Source organism: Enterobacter sp. MALB-1 (assembly GCF_041021625.1).
GTDB classification, from domain to species: Bacteria; Pseudomonadota; Gammaproteobacteria; order Enterobacterales; family Enterobacteriaceae; genus Enterobacter; species Enterobacter oligotrophicus.
This window is the reverse complement of the sequence record NZ_JBDPJL010000001.1, coordinates 4,094,330-4,111,647: the sequence shown is the minus strand read 5'-3', so window position 1 is coordinate 4,111,647 and position 17,318 is coordinate 4,094,330. Positions and strand designations below refer to the sequence as shown.

General features: G+C 54.7%; 20 protein-coding genes. 14 read left to right on the top strand and 6 right to left on the bottom strand.

Translation table 11 applies throughout. The annotated features are described in order from the left end of the window. The first annotated feature begins 20 nt into the window (after positions 1-20). Together flgL and ABGB15_RS19725 are read left to right on the top strand one after the other, a co-directional pair. A complete protein-coding gene (flgL, locus tag ABGB15_RS19730) occupies positions 21-941 on the top strand; it encodes a flagellar hook-associated protein FlgL (protein WP_152083089.1) in 921 nt (306 codons plus the stop codon). Between the two features lie 5 nt (positions 942-946). Continuing rightward, positions 947-1,951, top strand: a complete 1,005-nt coding sequence (locus tag ABGB15_RS19725; RefSeq protein ID WP_215723585.1) for a hypothetical protein — start codon at positions 947-949, stop codon at positions 1,949-1,951. A 30-nt stretch (positions 1,952-1,981) separates the two neighbouring features. Here the strand turns inward: ABGB15_RS19725 and ABGB15_RS19720 are convergent, their stop codons facing one another. Continuing rightward, a complete protein-coding gene (locus ABGB15_RS19720; protein ID WP_215723586.1) occupies positions 1,982-2,446 on the bottom strand; it encodes a hypothetical protein in 465 nt (154 codons plus the stop codon). Beyond that, a complete protein-coding gene (locus ABGB15_RS19715; RefSeq protein WP_152084452.1) occupies positions 2,424-3,359 on the bottom strand; it encodes a transcriptional regulator in 936 nt (311 codons plus the stop codon). Before ABGB15_RS19715 ends, ABGB15_RS19720 begins: the two co-directional genes overlap by 23 nt. Before the next feature lie 686 nt (positions 3,360-4,045). Here ABGB15_RS19715 and ABGB15_RS19710 point away from each other — a divergent pair. The 12 genes from ABGB15_RS19710 (at position 4,046) to ABGB15_RS19655 (ending at position 13,631) form a co-directional block, all read left to right on the top strand. Further along, positions 4,046-4,954: a flagellin gene (locus tag ABGB15_RS19710; protein ID WP_215723587.1), complete on the top strand. Its 909-nt coding sequence runs from the start codon at positions 4,046-4,048 to the stop codon at positions 4,952-4,954. A gap of 197 nt (positions 4,955-5,151) precedes the next feature. After that, positions 5,152-6,456 (top strand): flagellar filament capping protein FliD, encoded by a 1,305-nt coding sequence (fliD, locus tag ABGB15_RS19705; protein WP_313327474.1) that lies wholly within the window; start codon positions 5,152-5,154, stop codon positions 6,454-6,456. Positions 6,457-6,472: 16 nt separating this feature from the next. Next, a complete protein-coding gene (gene fliS, locus ABGB15_RS19700; RefSeq protein WP_152083094.1) occupies positions 6,473-6,868 on the top strand; it encodes a flagellar export chaperone FliS in 396 nt (131 codons plus the stop codon). Further along, positions 6,861-7,169, top strand: a complete 309-nt coding sequence (gene fliT / locus ABGB15_RS19695) for a flagellar protein FliT (protein ID WP_215723589.1) — start codon at positions 6,861-6,863, stop codon at positions 7,167-7,169. Before fliS ends, fliT begins: the two co-directional genes overlap by 8 nt. Beyond that, positions 7,166-8,221 (top strand): flagellar hook-length control protein FliK, encoded by a 1,056-nt coding sequence (locus ABGB15_RS19690; RefSeq protein ID WP_174779598.1) that lies wholly within the window; start codon positions 7,166-7,168, stop codon positions 8,219-8,221. Before fliT ends, ABGB15_RS19690 begins: the two co-directional genes overlap by 4 nt. A gap of 11 nt (positions 8,222-8,232) precedes the next feature. Further along, positions 8,233-8,700, top strand: a complete 468-nt coding sequence (gene fliL, locus ABGB15_RS19685; RefSeq protein WP_152083096.1) for a flagellar basal body-associated protein FliL — start codon at positions 8,233-8,235, stop codon at positions 8,698-8,700. Positions 8,701-8,713: 13 nt separating this feature from the next. Continuing rightward, positions 8,714-9,415: a FliA/WhiG family RNA polymerase sigma factor gene (locus ABGB15_RS19680; RefSeq protein ID WP_152083097.1), complete on the top strand. Its 702-nt coding sequence runs from the start codon at positions 8,714-8,716 to the stop codon at positions 9,413-9,415. Positions 9,416-9,422: 7 nt separating this feature from the next. Beyond that, positions 9,423-10,286: a flagellar motor stator protein MotA gene (gene motA, locus ABGB15_RS19675; RefSeq protein ID WP_152083098.1), complete on the top strand. Its 864-nt coding sequence runs from the start codon at positions 9,423-9,425 to the stop codon at positions 10,284-10,286. Further along, positions 10,286-11,215, top strand: coding sequence for a putative lateral flagellar export/assembly protein LafU (lafU, locus tag ABGB15_RS19670; RefSeq protein ID WP_215723590.1), 930 nt, complete (start codon positions 10,286-10,288; stop codon positions 11,213-11,215). Before motA ends, lafU begins: the two co-directional genes overlap by 1 nt. 11 nt (positions 11,216-11,226) lie before the next feature. After that, the gene (locus ABGB15_RS19665) at positions 11,227-11,991 is read left to right on the top strand and encodes a C40 family peptidase (protein ID WP_152083100.1); all 765 of its coding nucleotides are present in this window, start codon (positions 11,227-11,229) and stop codon (positions 11,989-11,991) included. 79 nt (positions 11,992-12,070) lie between these two features. Beyond that, positions 12,071-13,120 (top strand): plasmid segregation protein ParM domain-containing protein, encoded by a 1,050-nt coding sequence (parM, locus tag ABGB15_RS19660; protein ID WP_174779599.1) that lies wholly within the window; start codon positions 12,071-12,073, stop codon positions 13,118-13,120. After that, complete coding sequence (locus ABGB15_RS19655) at positions 13,113-13,631, top strand: hypothetical protein (protein ID WP_215723591.1); 519 nt, start codon at positions 13,113-13,115, stop codon at positions 13,629-13,631. Before parM ends, ABGB15_RS19655 begins: the two co-directional genes overlap by 8 nt. Positions 13,632-13,664: 33 nt before the next feature. On the opposite strand, the gene fecE is transcribed toward ABGB15_RS19655, so the two are convergent. The 4 genes from fecE to fecB are packed head-to-tail and all read right to left on the bottom strand — an operon-like array spanning position 13,665 to position 17,283. After that, positions 13,665-14,432 carry a Fe(3+) dicitrate ABC transporter ATP-binding protein FecE gene (gene fecE, locus ABGB15_RS19650; protein ID WP_152083103.1) on the bottom strand — a complete coding sequence of 256 codons (768 nt, stop codon included), beginning with the start codon at positions 14,430-14,432 and terminating at the stop codon, positions 13,665-13,667. Then, positions 14,433-15,389, bottom strand: coding sequence for a Fe(3+) dicitrate ABC transporter permease subunit FecD (gene fecD, locus ABGB15_RS19645; protein ID WP_215723592.1), 957 nt, complete (start codon positions 15,387-15,389; stop codon positions 14,433-14,435). Continuing rightward, the gene (gene fecC / locus ABGB15_RS19640) at positions 15,386-16,384 is read right to left on the bottom strand and encodes an iron-dicitrate ABC transporter permease FecC (protein WP_215723593.1); all 999 of its coding nucleotides are present in this window, start codon (positions 16,382-16,384) and stop codon (positions 15,386-15,388) included. The genes fecD and fecC overlap by 4 nt, the downstream gene beginning before the upstream one ends. Further along, entirely contained in the window at positions 16,381-17,283 is a 903-nt protein-coding gene (gene fecB, locus ABGB15_RS19635; RefSeq protein WP_215723594.1) for a Fe(3+) dicitrate ABC transporter substrate-binding protein FecB, read from the bottom strand. The genes fecC and fecB overlap by 4 nt, the downstream gene beginning before the upstream one ends. Positions 17,284-17,318 lie beyond the last annotated feature (35 nt).

The following is a 17,318-nucleotide window of genomic DNA, read 5'->3' as shown; positions in this document are numbered from 1 at the left end:
GGGGAGTAAGGAACGAATTTATGCGAATCAGTAGTCTTTATAATTCCGATGCCATGATGGCGCAGCTTGGCGTTAACGGTACACGCATCAGCAAACTGATGGAACAGATGGCCACGCAGAAGCGGATCAACGTTCCGTCTGACGATCCGGTTGCCGCAACGCGTCTGGTGCAGCTTAACCGCGAGCAATCGGCCATTAAGCAGTATCAGAATAACATTACCGGGCTGAGCGGGGCGCTCTCCAGCCAGGAAGCGCACATTACGGCCATGAGCAATCAGCTGTTAGCGCTGAACGATAAACTGCTTTCTGCCGCAAACGGCGGCGTGCACAGCGGGGAAGATATGTCGGGTTATGGTGCCGAACTCTCCTCCATGCTGGACTCGCTGGTGGCCTCTATAAACGCGCAGAACGAAAGCGGTGGCTATCTCTTCTCCGGTACGAAAACGGACACCAAACCGGTGGTCTGGGATGAGGCGCAGGGGAAATATGTTTACCAGGGCAACAACGGCACGCGTGAAACCACGGTAGCGAACGGTGTTAACGTGACGGAAAATACCCACGTTGTGGGCGCATTTTCCGGCAGCGGTGACGATCTGGAGATGCTAAACAAGCTCAAAGCCCTCAGCGACAAAATGCAGGACCCGTCGCTGTCGGTGAACGATTACCAGAAGGATATCGACGAGATGCTGACGATGTCTGGTCAGTCACGCGATAAAGTTGCGGCATTATTTACCGACCTGGGTGGACGTCAGAATCGACTGACCATGCTGGACGATGCGCATACGGACGTCAGCATGGCGAACGATCAGGTCGTTCGCGATCTGTCAGATACCGACTGGGCGACAACCAACATTAATCTTCAGCTCTACACCAACTCTGTACAGATAACCAACAAAGCGTACAGCATGATCAGCCAGCTTTCGCTCTTCAGCATGTTGTAATACGTATGCAAGTCGGTTTAAAAACAAACTCGTTATCCACGACGCCCGCTCCCGTCAGAACCACGCCGGGGGCGGCGTCGGCGATCTCACGCACGGAGCAACGGCCTCTTACCTCTGGAGGAACGCCGCCATTTCCGGAGTCTGCCCTGCTTTCACGCCGTCCTTTACGCTACAACGTTCAGTTGAATCAGCAACTGACTGCAGTACAAAAGGCGGAGAGCTATCTTTCGGAAACGGAAACGCAACTGCTCATGCTGCGTCATCAGGCGATGCGAGGGAACGAGAGCGAGCACGCCGCGTCGGTAACGTCGTTATTGCAGCAGCGCAGTGAGATATCTGGCGGAACGGTCGATCGTAATTTCAATGTGACGTTGCAGCAAAGCAGTAAGGTCAGCTTTACGCTGCCGGGCATGGAAAACGTACTGGAGCAGACATCAGGCGAGACGCTGGTATTTGCGCTTGGCGGCAGCAAGCGTGAGCTGACTGCTATTGCGATACCGGCACAGGCGACTCCGCGTCAGGCGCTGGTCCACCTGAATGTGGGGCTGGGCCGCCTGGGTATCCACGCGACGTTGAGCCGTGAAGGTAAAGCGATGTTCCAGGTTGATGAATCTCTCTGGGGGCGCGTCAGCCAGCATTTAAGCGTGCGTGGGGAAGGGAAGCAGTTTCCGGCGGATGCCTTTACGCTCCTGGCTCCGCGCGCCGAGATCAGCCGCGAGGATGAAATCGGCCAGATTAGCCAGCAGTGGGAGCGCGGTGCTGGCGGAAAATTGCAGCAGACGCTGGAGCAAATCACCCGTGAACGCAGCAAATTGCATCAGCATCAGGAGCGGGTGTCAGCCCGTATTCAGGACATGGCAACGGCCTATACGCCTCGCGAAGCGCTGGACACCGCGCGCGCGCTCGGCAGTGCTCTGGCAAAAAGCGGAACGCAGTATAGCCTGCTGTCGCAAGCCCTGTCCGCGCAGGGGAACGTGTCGCTGTCGACTGTGAAAAATCTGTTGGGTTAACTCAGAGGGGCGGTGACGACACCGCCTGTCTTAGTTGTGCAGAGGATAGAGAAAAATCGCGCCACTCTGCCCAACGACCAACGGCATATCACCGATATAGACCGGCTGCATCCAGAAATCGATATGCATCAGCATATCCACCAGACCATCAATCATCAGCCCTTTCTGTACCGTACTGTAATAAATTGGCGTGTAAGAAAAGAAACGTTTGCCGTCTTGCTCGTCGATTTCTGCAAACTTACCTTTCAGCACAAAACGGTTATCGTTAGGGTTAGTGATGGTTGTCAGAATGGCATGATTAACCGTCTGCATATGCGAATCGTAGATCTCTTTACGCCGCGACAGGAGGTCGTAAAAGCCCAGTTGCAGAAAGCCTTCCACGTTTGCCTGCGGGGTGACTGGCGTGCGTAGAGTATGGACGCCGGTAAACACGGCGGCGGCAATCAGAAGGTATGACAGCAACCATTTCCAGTTAAGCGCAGGTTTCCATCTCACTGATTTTCCTCCTCGTCTCGCGCAATATCAGATTGTTCAGTTGTACCGGGTCGATACGCCAGTGATAAATCGCCATCACCAGCTGTTTGCTGTCACAGCGGCTGTTTAAGGCAAAGGTATAATTGAGCGTCTGGTTAATGCTCTGGTAATAGACCGTCATGCTGATCGATTGCGATTTGATCTGCTGATTAATGGCGTACAAGGGATCTTTGATCTTGCTGTAAAAATCCTCTTTATTCATGTCCAGCCGGTTCGACTCCGAAATTTCATAGATGCGGATATTGCTGTAAACCCCGGACTCTTGCTCGGTGGCAACCAGCCTGGAGCCGTGCGAGTTGGCATATTCCCAGCCCGCTATAGCACTGCAAATCACGACCAAAACCAGGATCGCCAGGGCAATGAATGGGTGAGAGGTGCGCGTGCGGGTTACTTCCTCAGGAGCCGGAAGTGGCTCGCTCCCCTCCGGTTCCGGCGGAACAAGCATTTCTGCAGGCACCGGACAATAGTCGCCTTCCTCGATAACAGCATCATCAGTGTACGGGGCGGGCAGATTTTCCGTCTGCTCAATATCCTCGCTTTCCCGTTCTACGGAGCGGCACCAGGCCTGTTCGAGTAAATAACCCTTTTTGGGGATGGTCTTGATAATTTTCTGTGCTTTTCCATCATCTTCCAGCGCGGCTCGCAATGCATGAATCGCATTCGGAAGGCTATTATTCCCAATAACCCTCCGTTCCCAGACCAGCGTCGTCAATTCCTCGCGAGTCAGTATTTTCCCCGCGTTTGAGACCAGGACATCTAAAAGTTTTAATTGATACTCGCCCAGGCGTTTTCTTTCGCCAGAAACAAGGTTAATGATCGAGCCAGAGGGTAAATCGACTAACCAGTTGTTTACCGCATAATATGTTTTATTCATGGCAAGTGATGGTCGGTGCCCACTCCAGAAGAATGTCATTCGTCAGGCATCGCTTAAAAGTTAAGCGAAATGCTTAATGTAAATTAATCATTAATTCCGTTTAAAATTCACAGAGAATTGCCGCTTGCCTGCGGGAAATGTGCAAAAAAGGCGCTGCGCTGAAGTCAAAAACGAAAATTCCCTTATGATTTTAGGGTTTTTCGCCTGGCAGTATAAGCCTTTTCTTAGGCGTGTTTAGGAAGTTTCTCTTCCGTGGCACATTTTTACGCTATAAAAGTGTGATGTGCAACAAATTATTAAGCAAATAAACCATAGGCGTATTAATGGATATGGTTAAAAGTTAACTATAGTGGGTTGTTGATCTTTTTATTAATTATTTGTTTGTCCTTGTAAAGAATTTGTTTTTTGATGATTTTGAGAATGCGATTCTTTTCAGGTCAACAAAAAAAAGCGTAAGAAAATGTTATGTACGCTTAAGTTGTGTGGGTATTGTGTCGCTTTATATTCTATTTAGTGAGTCAGGGTATTCTCTGTTATTCCTTTATTGCCAGATTTGTTCGCTCTCTTTGTTTAAGAAAAAGAGAATTTTTTTTCATTTCCCATTTAATTCTTCATTTGGCTGTGCCGTTTTAATTGAGTACCAGAGAGAAGAACCTGACAGACAGGTTCAAAAGGAGAATTCTAAAATGGCACTTTCTATTTTTACTAACGCCTCTTCCATGGCTTCCGTTAATGCGCTGAATAAATCTAACAGCATGCTGTCCACCGCGATGGAGCGTCTGGGCACGGGTAAACGTATTAACTCCGCGGCGGATGATGCTGCAGGTCTGCAAATCGCGACGCGTCTTCAGGGCCAGACCAACGGTATGGCTGTTGCACAGCGCAACATCTCTGACGCAACTGCGCTGATGCAGACGGCTGAAGGTGCTTTCGACGAAGTCAGCAACATCATGTACCGCATGAAAGACCTTGCAACGCAGGCATCGAACGACACGAACTCCAAAAAAGACCGTGAAGCGATCGATTCTGAACTGAACTCCCTGAACGACGAACTGCGCAACATCATGGGTAACACCTCTTATGCAGGTGAGAAGCTGTTCGGTGCTTCTGGCAAGTTCGCTAACGATCTGAACTTCCAGATTGGTACGACTTCCGGTGAAAGCCTGGTTGTGAAAATGAGCGACAAACTGAACGGTGCGACTGGTGCGGTTAACAACGCCAGCGGCGGCTTCAGTGAACTCGAAACGGGCTCTTACTGGAATGGTGCTTCCGGTCTGATTACTCTGGCTGATGATGACAGCCAGACCAGCGTTGATAATGCGAAAGCGCTGATCGATAACCTGAATACCGCGCTGGATTCCGTCGGTTCTGTGCGTTCCAGCTTCGGTGCGACCATCAACCGTCTGGGCCACACCGCAGCCAACCTGGCAAACATGAAAGACAACACCGACCTGGCGCTGGGTAACATCCGCGACGCAGACTTTGCGTCTGAAGCGTCCAGCATGACCCGCAACCAGATGCTGGCGCAAACCAGTATGTCCATGCTGAAACAGTCCAACAGCATGTCCGGTATGGTGATGTCCCTGCTGGGTTAATCCTTAATACCGTCCTAAAACACCGCTGTAAGGCGGTGTTTTTGTTTGCGGCAATCCCCTTCCTGTTATTTCCCTTCAGGGGAAAGTCGCTTTCCTTCTGTTTTTTAACTCACTGAATTTAAACGATATAAAAACTGGCACGAAGGTTGCATCAAACGGTCATGGTTTAGCAACAGGTGCGAACGGAGAACAACAATATGGCAGATTTTAGCGGCATTGATCCCCAGTCTCTGGCTCAGCAGCTGGCGACATACGACATCATGTCTTTGCAAAACCAGCTTAAGACAAAAACCGCGACGATGGATTCGCAGAAAAAAGCGCTCGACGCGCTGAAAACGGCACTGACTGATTTCCGCACGGCGATGAGCGGGCTGAACAGCACTGACGCCGGCATGCTGAAAAATGCCGTCAGCATGAGCCGTGAAGGTATCGCGAACGTTACCGCAAACTCGAATGCACTGAAGGGCACCTACAACATTGAGGTCACTGCGCTGGCTTCCGCCCATCAGATCGGCTTCGACAAAATGACCGACCAGTCCATTAAAGATGCCTCCGGCACGATGGATATCACGCTCGGTGAAGGCGCGGATGCCAAAACCATCACCGTTGATCTGACGGATATGGATAGCCTCAGCGACCTCACGAAAGCGATTAACGGTGATAAAGATAACCCTGGGGTTACGGCCTCGCTGATCCGTTCCGATGGCGAAGTCACTCTGATGTTAAGCAGTGACAAGAGCGGCTCAAAAAACACGATTTCGGTCAGCAGTCCGTCCGGTCTGGATTTTTCAAATCCGAAGGAGATCTCTAAGGCAGCCGATTCGGTCATCAAGATGGGTGATATGACCTTCACCAACAGTTCTAACACGCTGGATAAGCTGATCGACGGGGTGACCATCGAACTGACGGCGGTGACGGAAAAGGACAAGCCGCTGACCATTTCAGTGGGGACGGATAGCACCGGGACAAAAGAGCAGCTTCAGACCTTTGTGGATGCTTACAACACGCTTCAGGACACGCTCAGCAAGCTCACGAAAAGCGGTAGCGGAGATGGCGACACACGCGGCGCGTTTGCCGGTGATGCCACGATGTCCTCTCTTGATCGCGAACTGAATGATGTGATGCGTCAGATGTTTGGCGACAAGCGGATGTCCGATTTCGGCATTACCGCAGACAGGGAAGGCAAGCTGCAAATCGACAGCAAAAAACTGGATGAGGCGATCAAAGCCGATCCTCAGAAGCTGAACGATCTGTTCAATGGCAAAGAGGGGATGCTGACAGCGATGGATAAATCGCTCGATCGCTATCTGAACTCGACCAATGGCTTACTCAAAGGCCGACAGGAAGTTTTGGATCGCCAGCAGAGCGACATTGATACCAAAACCGAAGCGATGAACACGCGTTATGAAAGCTCTTATAACCGCTATCTGAAGCAGTTTACCCAACTGCAGCAAGCAATGACGCAGATGAACAACACCATGGGTATGTTTGGTTTAGCTTAAGGAAATCAACGCTTTTATGTACGGGAACGAACAGCAGGGCTACGGCCATTATCAACAATCCGATCTGGCTATTCAGGCCGCCGCAGCAAACCCGCATCAGCTGGTTTTAATGCTGTTTAACGGCCTGATGGACGAACTGGTTCGCGCGAAAAGTCATATCGCTGCGCGCCGTTATGACCGCAAGGTGCAAAGCATTAATAAATGCATCGACATTCTGAATGCGCTCACCAGTTCACTGGATTTTGAAAAGGGCGGCGAGCTGGCATTGAGCCTGGCCAACCTTTACGACTACTGCGTTTATCGGCTTTACGATGCAAGCCACAAACTCTCGGTCACGTATGTCGAAGAGGTGGAGGTCGTCCTCCGTAATCTTCAGGACGGCTGGGAAAAAATGGGGCAGCAAAATGGATGATATGCAGGTTATGCATTATCTGGCGCGTTCCCTCAGGCATTCGGCCAGTCAGCACGACTGGCCAAAAATGCAGGACGTTGATGCTCAGATAGCCGCGTTGCTGACCTCGCTGAAAGGGCAAACGCTAAGCGCCGAAAAGCGAGAAGCGCTCGAAGAACTCAGACAAACACATGCCATGGTCAGCCGTTTCTGCCAGGAGCAAAGCGACGAGCTGGAGCAGAAGATGGCACGCGCCCGCCGTAATAAGGAGGGGGCGACGGCGTATGCGCAGTTTGCCAGTGTTGAGGATTTTGGGCGATGAACCTGATGCTTTCGCACATGACCCAGCTTCCTGTTGCCGCTGACGCGACCGAGACGGCAAGCATATTGCCGGGTATCACCGCGTCAGGGGCGACGCTCACCCAGACGCCAGCTTCAGAGACAGACAGCCAGGCCGCACCTGGGTTTAACGATGCGCTGCTTAACATCATTAATACCCTGATGGGGGGTGAGCAGCCGCGCGACAGCGCTATGGTGCTGGCGGGCGTAAAACCTGAAGAGGAGGACGACGAGAAAACGCAGCGTCCCGACGGTATGACGATGGCGCAGGATGTGATCGGTTCGCCCAATATGCTGCTGGATGCGTTGTTAATGGCAAGCCAGATGCCCGCGAAAACGCTCAGTGTTACGCAGAGCAGCGCGCCTCTGACCGGCGATGCGCTGCAGATGCAAAACGTCTCTGCAGGCCAGCAACCGGCAATATCGCCGCTGAAGGTGATGCCGCAACCGCTGACCCTGCATGCTACGTCAGCGGCCGCCCTGGAAGCCGTAACACCGCCCGCGCTGGAACCGGTTAAACCGATGGTGACCCTCCTGCCCACCGCAGGGCAACCGGCCACCGTCCAGACCTTTTCCACCATGATGGATAAACAGACGGTCAACCTTCCTCCGGTCAGGCTGGATGCGGATGAAGCGAAGTGGGCACAGCAACTGCACAGTGCTTTAAACGATCGTTTGCAGCTCCAGGTCAGGAACCAGGTGCAGCATGCAACGATCCGCCTTGACCCACCGGAGATGGGCAAAGTGGATATTTCACTGCAGATCGAAAATGGGCGCATGCAGGTGCATATCACTGCCAGCAATGGGGAAACCTATCGCGCGCTTCAGCAAATCAGCAATGAGCTGCGCCAGAGTCTGACGGAACAAAACTTTGTTCAGGTAAACGTACAGGTCTCTTCCCAGTCCGGCCAACAGCAAGGGCAAAGAGCGCCTCAGCATGCTGTAAAAGAGGGGCCGGATACGGGAGCAGTGATAGAAGCAGAAGAGACGTTGTCCTCTGCAGGTAAAGACGATTCAGTTCTACTTACGGTTTAAGCAAATCCATTATGACAATTAAGACATTTTCTTTAGGGCTGGTTATTGCCCTTATCGCCGCAACCTTCGCCGCTGTTCTCACCGTTCTGGGTACGCATTTGCTGAGCCAGGACGAGCATAAGCGCTCCGCCATTAGCGACCTGTTCTCCTCATCGGAGGAGAGTGTAGTGGAGTTTGTTGAAATCAAAAACGTCGTCGTGACCTTAAAAAGCCACAGCGATTCTGAACGTTACTTACTGCTGGAGCTGGCCCTGACGACCGACTCACCAGCAGATACTCGTCGTGCCGAAGAGTTATCGCCTGCTATTCGCGGGGCAACGGTCAATATGCTTTCGTCACTGGATTATGACGCCGTTCGCGGAATGAGCGTTGAAGTGCTGCGCGACAAGTTAATGAGCGCCTACACCGAGCGCTTCCAGAGTTTGAATACGCGGATGCCGTTCAAGGACGTAATCATCAGCAAAATGGTTTTCCAGTAAGTCACGGCAGTTGATGGAAATGATGGATTTTATTGCGGATGACTCGCTGACACCGGCGGATGAGGCGAAATACGTCAATGCGTATTTGCCGCTGGTACACAGAGTGGTGAAACAGCTCGCCTGGCAGACCAGCAGCGTGATGGACAGAGAAGATATGGAGCAGATCGCGTTAATGGGTCTGCTGACGTCCCTGCGTCGTTATGGTCATCCCGATGAGCAGTTTGGTGCATATGCGGCGCAGCGTATCCGCGGTGCGGTGCTGGATGAACTGCGTGAGCTGGACTGGCGTCCCCGCAGGCTGCGCCAGAAAAGCCATAAGATCAACGATGCGATTCGGGAAATCACGCGCGTGCTTGGCAGAACGCCGAGCTTTGAAGATCTGAACACGCATCTTTCCATCACTGCTGAGGAGTATCACGAATATCTGCTGCTGGACTGCGCAAAGACGCTGGAGAGTCTCGATGATTTACTGGGCGGAGATGCCCTGAACGGTACGCTGAATAGCCGTTCGCTGGAGGATGAAATGGTCACCAGCGGTACGTTAAGGGCTGCGCTGGCAAGCCTTGATGAGCGTGAGCAATTAATACTCTCGCTCTATTACCAGCAGGAAATGAGTCTGAAAGAGATTGCGTTAGTCCTCGACCTGACCGAGGCGCGCGTCTGCCAGCTCAATAAAAAGATCGCTCAAAAGATCCAGTGTTTTTTCCAGAAGTGAAAGGTATATGCAAAAGTTTCTCGGTATTTTCATCATCTTCGCCTGTGTTGTCGGCGGCTTTCTTATGTCTGGCGGGCGTCTGGCCTCGTTCTGGCAACCCGGTGAGATCATTATCATTCTGGGGGCGGGGATGGGGGCGATGGTGCTTGCTAACCCAAAACCCGTTCTGGCAGAGATGTACCGTCAGTTTCGCGGCATTATGCGTAAAAATGAATACACCGACGAGTACCAGCGTCAACTGCTGATGCTGCTGTACGAACTGCTCGAACTGGTGCAGGACGGGGGGCTGAAGGTGCTGGACGAGCATATCGAGGTGCCGGAAAGCAGCCCGCTGTTTCAGAGATACCCGCTGATTTTGCAGAACAAGGCGATCATCACCTTTATTGCGGATAACTTCCGTCTGATGGCGATGGGCAAAATCAACGAGCACGAGCTGGAAGGTATCCTGGAGCAGGAGCTGGTGGCGATGGAAGAGAACCTCCTTCAGCCGTCCCGCTCGCTGCAGCGTACCGCAGAAGCGATGCCAGGCTTCGGGATCTGTGCGGCGGTTCTGGGGATCATTATCACCATGCAGTCGATCGACGGTTCCATTGCCGTGATTGGGGTAAAAGTCGCTGCTGCTCTGGTCGGCACTTTCCTCGGCGTTTTCTTCTGTTACTGCCTGATGGACCCGGTAGCGAACGCCATGGAACAGCGCACCAAAAAACAGATGGCGGTGATCGAGTGTGTTCGTACTGTGCTGGTGAACCACGTTGCCGGAAAGCCGACGCTGCTGGCGGTGGATGCGGGACGCAAAATGTTGCCGCTGGATTCAAAACCAACGTTTGCCACGCTTGATGGTTGGGTAAACCAGATGACGGGTGAATCCTGATGCGTGGCGGTCGCGGAAAAGAACATACCACCATCATTAAACGCTCCTCGCGCAAAAGCCATGACGCCTTTCATGGCGGCGCGTGGAAGGTGGCCTTCGCTGACTTCACCCTGGCGATGATGGCGCTGTTTATGGTGCTGTGGATCATGGGCTCGGTCAGCGAGGAAGAGCGTAAAGAGATTGTCTCTCAGCTTAATGGCGAATCTATTTTCGAAGGCCAGTCATTATCCCCCATTACCCAGCCCAATGGTGTGGGGGGGAAAATCGCGGCGACTGAAAAGCGTGACCGTGGCGAACATAAGAAACAACAGGATAAACAAGACGCGGCAAAACTGACGGCCGTGGCGGCAAACAGCGAGAGCCTGGAAGACGTTAACCACCGTTCGCAGCGTGAAATTGAAGATCTGGCGCGGATCATCATGAAAATCACCTCAGCCTATGATGCACAGTCAAACCTGAAAATTGAGATTGTGCCGCAAGGGTTGCGCATTCTGATCACTGACGATCAGAAACGCGAAATGTTCCAGCGCAGCAGCGCGATCCTGACGCCGTTCTTTAAACGTCTGTTGACGGAGTTCGCGCCTGCGCTGAATAAGATCGATAACAAGATCATCATCACCGGCCATACGGATGCCACGCGTTTTCGCGACCAGGATCTCTATAACAACTGGAACCTGTCGGGCGAGCGTGCGATGCAGGCGCGCAGAGTCTTAACCAATGCTGGCCTGGATCAAACCAAAGTCCTGCAGGTGAGCGGGATGGCAGATCAGATGCTGATTGATCCGGCTAATCCGCTGAGCTCATCGAACCGCCGCATTGAGATCATGGTACTCACCCAGTCGGCCAGCGAATCGCTGTATCAGTTCTTTGGTCAGCACGGCGAAAAGGTCATTAAGCCGATAGTCGACAGACTCTCGCAGAAGAAATAAACGGTTTTACGATGTTCATCTTTACACATAGTCAGAAAGTCGCAGGTCTGGTACTTGCCGCCTCACTGATGATGGCGGTAAGCGCGTCTGTGCAGGCGGCTCCGCGCAACGGCACGGTTACCGCGACGGAAAAAGAGAACGCGGTGAAGGCCCGGATGCGTAACCGGGAAGCGTTGCTGAAAAAATCCCGCTCACGTCTTGCGGTGGTGCCCGTTACGCCAGAGCAAAAGCGGCGCGACAGTGAAAAGCGCCGCCTTGAACGCGCGGAAAACCGCGAGCTGCTGGCGATGCACAAGCGCTGGCAGCCTGGTACGTTATCCACCGATATGATTTGGGCACCGCTGCCTGGCGAGAAGATCAGCCCGCGCCTGCAGGCCTCGCTTAAGCAGGTTATCCGCCTGCTGCAACAGCAGATTGGTAAACCGTATGTCTGGGGCGGAGAAACGCCAGAAGAAGGATTCGACTGTAGCGGCCTGGTCTTTTACGCGTTTAACCCGGTGTTAAGCCGCACGTTGCCGCGTACCGCCAACGGCATGTACCACGACCGGACGTTACGCCATATCCGCCAGGACAACTTACGTCGCGGGGATTTGGTCTTTTTCAACATTAACCAGCGTCCGGGAGCCGATCACGTCGGCGTTTATCTTGGCGATGGGCAATTTATCGAAGCGCCACGAACCGGCCTGAACATACGTATTAGCCAGCTTTCCGACGCCTTCTGGCAGGACCACTACCTGGGTGCCCGCCGGATATTAACTGAAGAGGCCGTGTTGTAACGGCCTGACGCTGAATACCCCCTCAAGGTATGCGCCGCCAGGGATGGCCCCTTATTTAAGATTGAATGAGATATTTTTCATGAACCAGATGCGTAAAAAATTCGCCATTGATGATGGCTCCACCAATGTAAAAATTAGCTGGATTGAGAACGGTACGTTGAAAACCGTTGTCTCGCCAAACTCCTTCCGTAAAGACTGGAAGAGCGCGGCGTTGTTGCGTGGTCAGGCGGTGCATAACTACACCATCGGCACCACCAAATACACCTACGATGCGACGTCCGATAAGGCGCTGTCGACGACCCATATCGACTACCAGTACGACGATTTGAACCTGCTGGCGGTACACCACGCGCTGCTGCAAACCGGCGTGACGCCCTGTGATGTCGAGGTGATCGTCACTCTGCCCATTACCCAGTTCTACAACCCGGATGACTGCCAGCGTAACGAAGAACGCATTGAAGCGAAGCGTAAGAACCTGATGCGTGAAATCACGCTGAATAAAGGCGAGCTGTTCCGCATTGTGGATGTGCAGGTGATGCCGGAGAGCCTGCCAGCCGCGCTGTCGCATCTTCTCAACTCCAACGTAAACGAATTTACCAAATCGCTGGTGGTTGACTGCGGTGGCACCACGCTGGATATGGGGATCGTGGTGGGTGAGTTTGACGATGTGTCGGCCATTTACGGCAACAACGAGATCGGCGTGGCGATGGTCACGGATGCGACGCGTAAGCTGCTGGCCGCTGCAGACAGTGACTCCAGCTACCTGGTGGCGAATGAGTTGATCAAGCGCCGCCACGATCTGGATTTCGTGAAGAGCGTGATTAACGATGAATCGCGTATCGACGAGATCCTCGAAAAGATCGCCATCAAGATCCAGGAGCTGGGCGACCAGGTGGCTTATGAAGCGAAGAAGTTCGCCAAGAACCCGAATCGCGTCTATCTGGTGGGCGGCGGTGCGCATCTGATTGAAGAGGCGATTCGTCAGGCGTATTCAACGCTCGGCGATCGCGTGGTGACGATTGATAGCCCGCAGAGCGCCCTGTCGCGTGAGATTTGCCTTTACCATTCTGAGTCGGGCGCACAGGTTGTCGAAGAACCGTTAATGGCAGAGGTGGGCGAGGATGCGTAAAGGGCAGATTCGCCGCGTAAATCTGTCCCTGCACCTGACGCCAGAGCAGTCGCGCGCGGATTTGCGCGCGATGCAACACCTGCAGCATTGGCACCAGTCAGTGAACCAGTCATCCAGCGTGGATGACGCCAACATGGAAATCCGCGCGTTTCACCGTGATATCTATCTGGCGGGGCTGCAACTGTTTTTGATGGAGCCTGCGCTTTGCCACCATGTGGCCGAGTCGCTTGGGCGCGAAAATCTCTCGCTCGGCACGTTGCTGGGTGAACTTCAGCCCCAGGCGCAACGCGAGGAACCTTCAGCACAGCTGGCAGAGCTTGAGAAAATTCGTGAAGAGGTGGCAGCGCTCAGGCCACTGATGGAGCAGCACCAGCTCGCTCTGCAACAGCTGCGTATTGCCGCCAGGAGCGCCGCCAGCACGCCAGCGCCAGAGCGCGATAATGTGGAAGTGAGCAAGGTCGATGCACCGACGGAAAAAATGCAGAAGGTCCGGCAGAAAGGGATTTTTTGATGCGATTCCGCAGGCCGGACAAGGCGCAACGGATTACACCACCACGCACATCGGCTTACCCGACACCGGCTCAGGATGAATTTCCGCTTCCACGCTGAACACCGTTTTCAGTAATGCCGGTTGCATCACCGCTTCCGGCGTCCCTTGCGCCATCACGCGCCCGTTGGCCAGCACCACCAGATGGTCGCAGTAACGGCTGGCCTGATTCAGATCGTGGAGTACCGCCACCACGGTTTTCCCCTGCGCTTTCAGTTCGCCCATTAACCGCATCAGCTCAACCTGGTGATTAATATCAAGATACGTTGTCGGCTCGTCCAGTAGCACAACGGGCGTATCCTGCGCCAGCACCATCGCCAGGAAGGCACGCTGGCGCTGACCGCCGGAAAGCTCGGTTAAGCGTCGTTCGGCAAGATGTTGCGTCTGAGTCTGGTGCATTGCCACGTTGACCCGCGCATTGTCTTCAACGGAGAGCCGCCCCCAGAGCGACAGCCACGGGCTGCGACCGTAGGAGACCAGCTCCCGGACGGTGATCCCTTCGGGGGTTAAATGGTGCTGCGGTAACAGCGCCAGACGACGTGCCAGCTGGCGTGCTGATAAACCCTTTATGGGATTTTCATCGAGCCATACTGTGCCGGATTGAGGCGCTAACAGGCGCGAAAAACAGTTCAACAGCGTCGATTTCCCGCAACCGTTAGGGCCGAGCAGGGCAGTGATTTTTCCGGCAGGCAGGGCGAGAGAAAGCCCATCCAGCACGGTTTGTGCGCCATAGCTGACAGTCAGATTTTCAGTACGTAATCTCATTTATCGCATTCTCACAAGCAGCCAGACAAACCATGGTGCGCCGATAATGGCGGTCAGCACGCCTGCCGGAAGCTCCAGCGGCGGATGAATGATTCGTGCCAGCAGATCGGCAATGACCAGCAACAACGCGCCCGTCAGGGCCGAAACGGGCATCAGCCAGCGGTGACGCCCGCCGGCGATCCTGCGCACCATGTGCGGCACGACGAGACCAATAAAACTTATCGGGCCACAGACGGCCACGCCGGTTGCTGTCATCGCGACAGCCAGCATCAGCCCCTGGAGCCGGGTGCGCTGAACCGACACGCCGAGTGTGGCTGCCCGTGCATCGCCCAGCGCCAGCAGGTCGAGATCGCGACAAAAGCGCAGGCTCAGCGGCAAAAACAGAATGAGCAACGGCACGGCAATCTTCACAAAGTGCCAGTCGCGCCCCCATAAGCTACCCGTCAGCCACAGCAGGGCACTGTTCACATCCTGCGGGTGCAGGAGCATCAGGTAATCCGTCAGGCTCGCCCAGCAGGCGGAAAGCGCCACGCCGGTGAGCGCCAGCTTCATCGGCTGGTGGGTCTTTGCCAGCATCTTCAGCAAGATCAACCCCGCCATACCGCCCGCAAAGGCCAGCAGCGGCAGCACCATCACGGACAGTGATGGCATAAGAAGCAGTGCCCCCACAGAGGCCAGGCTGGCGGCATGGTTAACGCCGAGAATATCCGGTGATGCCAGCGGGTTACGCACAATCCCCTGTACCAGCACGCCCGCCACGGCGAGGGCTGCACCGACAAACAGTGCCAGCAGCAAGCGCGGCAGTCGGTACTCCATCAATACATAATAATGCTCGCGTCCGTCCTGCCAGTCGGTCAGCAGCGCGCGCCACGGCACTGGGATCACCCCCATATGGAGTGATAACAGCGCACAGCCCGCCAGGGCAAGGGTGATGAAAATGACCAGCGCAATTTTCATCCTCGCTTCCTCACCAGCCAAACAAAGCAAGGGCTGCCAATCAGCGCCAGCACTGCGCCTGCGGGCAGATCGCCGGGGAAGGCCAGCGCGCGTGCGAGTACATCTGCCAGCAGCATCAGCGTGGCCCCCAGCAGCATGCTCACCGGCAGTACGTTGCGCTGATCGAAGCCTGCCCAGAAGCGCGCCAGATGTGGCACCAGCAGGCCGATAAACGCCACCGGACCTGCCACACTGACGCACGCGCCAACCAGAAGCAGCACTAACATATTGATGATCAAACGCAGTCTCGGCAGGTTCACTCCCAGCGTATGGGCGGTGCTGTCGCTGACGTTGAGCAGGTTCAGTTGATTCGCCAGCAGCAACACGACAGGGACTGCAGTGACCACCACCGGCAAGAGCTGCCAGACATCCTGCCAGCGGGCGTGGGACACTCCGCCTGCCAGCCAGTAAAAGATGCCGTAAGCATGATCTTCGGCCAGCAGCAGGGTGATGCGGGTAAGGGCCATACAAAAGGCCGACAGCGCGATACCCGCGAGGATCAGTTTGTTTCTGTCCTGGGTATGACGAAACCCGCCTCCTGCGGTCATGACCAGCAGCCAGCTCACGCCGCCCCCGCATGCCGCGATGAACGACAGGGAATAGCCTGCAACCGGCGTCGGGCTCAGCGCGCTGGTAAGCGCCATAGCCAGCGCCGCGCCGCTGTTAATGCCGAGCAGTGAAGGAGAGGCCATTGGGTTGTGGGTCAGGGTTTGCAGCAGCGTGCCCGCGAGCGCCAGGCTTGCGCCGATCAGAACGGCGACCAGGCTTCGCGGCAAACGAAGGTTTTGCACCAGCGCTTCTGGTAGCGTTGGCGTGTGTCCAGGCAGCAGGGCGCGGATTGCGTCTGCTCCGGAAACAGGAATGGCCGAGTAGCAAAACAGACTCAGCCAGAAAATAATAATAAGTGCTGCAACGGGAAGCCCCCACAGCAGCACCGGGTGTTTTAGCGCGGTCATTTCACATCGGTAAGCGGCTGATGGTGGAAGATTTTTACCGTGTCAGCGGCAATACGCTCTGCGGCAAAAATACCGCGCATCCGCGCCCAGGCGTTACTGTCGACTGAAGCAACCTGCTGCTTCTGCGCGGCGGTTAACATCTGCCAGAGCGGATCTTGCTGCCAGCGTTTAACAATGCTCTCTTCGCGATAGTGGGCAACCAGCAGCCAGGCAGGATTGACCGCCAGCAGTTGCTCCAGGCCGATGGACGGCATGGACGCGCCCGCCATCGCAGCGGGAACGTTCAGCCCCAGAGAGGCCAGCACGCTGCCGGTCCAGGTCTCCTGGGTATGCAGGTTGAATTGCTGTTCGCGTGATGTGCCAAAGGCCACGCGTGTCCCTTTGGGAAGCTGGCTGGCCCACTGCGCCATCTTCTCTTTATGTTGTTCCAGACGCGCCTGCATCTCTCGTTTTTTACCGACCACTTCGCCGATGATAGCCGCAGAATGCAAATTTTCAGCGTAGGTTTCGTTGCGGGACTTAAGCAGCAGTACCGGCGCGATTTGCTGCAAGGCGGTGTAAATCCCCGCATGGCGACTGCTGTCGGCAATGATCAGGTCTGGTTTCAGGGCAGCAATGGCTTCCAGGCTCGGCTGCGCGCGCGTTCCGACGGACTGCCACGGTTTCAGGTGCGCACGCACTTCGGGCAGGATGCGTTTTGCATCGTTATCGTCGGCAATACCGACCGGGCTAACGTCCACGGCGGCCAGCGCATCGGCGAACGAGAGTTCCAGCACCACAATCCGTTGTGGCGTTTTATCGAGTGTAAACGTGCCGTGTTCGTCCTGAACCGTGGCGGCAAAGGCGTGGCCGATCACCAGCAGCAGGCCTGCAAAAAGAAAACGGATAAATGCCAACATAGTCACATTCCAGCTAAAAGCCCGGCAAGCCGGGC